The 870-nt window shown below is 52.9% G+C and carries 1 protein-coding gene; it reads right to left on the bottom strand.

The genetic code is table 11. The annotated features are described in order from the left end of the window. Positions 1-553: hypothetical protein (locus DUT91_RS25050; RefSeq protein ID WP_147272311.1), on the bottom strand; the 553-nt coding region annotated here is incomplete at its 3' end. Between the last annotated feature and the right edge of the window lie 317 nt (positions 554-870).

Raw genomic sequence — 870 nt, 5'->3', positions numbered from 1 at the left:
TCTTATAGCGTGACAACACGACCAGTTCAGCGGCGGAAGTGGGGACAATGATTCTGCCCTCGTGTCCATCACCAGTGACCCCATGATTTGTGCAGGGCAGCACGTCGTCGGTACATAGGGCAGAAAACCACCACTGGCTGTGGCCTTTGGGTGGCTCTTCCGTTATCTCAATCGAAATTTCCGTCTCAGTGTCTCCGGTTGTTCGAGTTTCTCCATACCTTAATACCGCCGCGAGGGTGCCTCCAAAGCGCGGCCGTTTTTGGGTAAAATTCCATCTGAGCCACGTCCCGCTGAGGGCGCAACTATCATCAACGTTGATTTTAAGATGGTAAGTCGAGCGTGCCGCAACCGTGAACTGCAGCGCACCCGGGTTGACCAAACAATCCGTATTATAATCGGCGAGGGTCACATCAAAGGATTCCGGGCTGCGATTTTCCCAATAAATTACGCCAGGCTGATCACCCGCCGCTGCACGAGAGAGCCCCATCATGCTGATTAACGTATAGACGATGGCCATTTTGGCGGTTGCAGTCATGATATTCCTACGCATCATTTTTCCTCCTGGACGCTGATAGCGGCCCATAAAAAGCTGGCATCGAGCTGCTGAATTCATACTGCATTGCGTTCAAAAAGCTCATCCCCACCTGTCAAGCTCGCTCGCTTATCAGCTGACTTTCGGGGGAGACGACATGCAGGCCGTTGGGATTAAAGCCCACCGATTCACTGCGGCTGGAGCTCAACCGCAGTTACTTTACAGCCTGAGCTGCCATCAATGCCAACCTTCAACGGAATCCCAGACAGGTAGGCCATTAGCAACAGCTGATTGATGTTGTCATCGGTGGTGTTGATGCTCCAGCCGTCAGTCCTCTG

The sequence above is a fragment of the Paramesorhizobium salinisoli genome (genome assembly GCF_003335045.1).
Classification (GTDB): Bacteria; Pseudomonadota; Alphaproteobacteria; order Rhizobiales; family Rhizobiaceae; genus Paramesorhizobium; species Paramesorhizobium salinisoli.
This window is presented reverse-complemented; position numbering and strand designations above follow the sequence as displayed.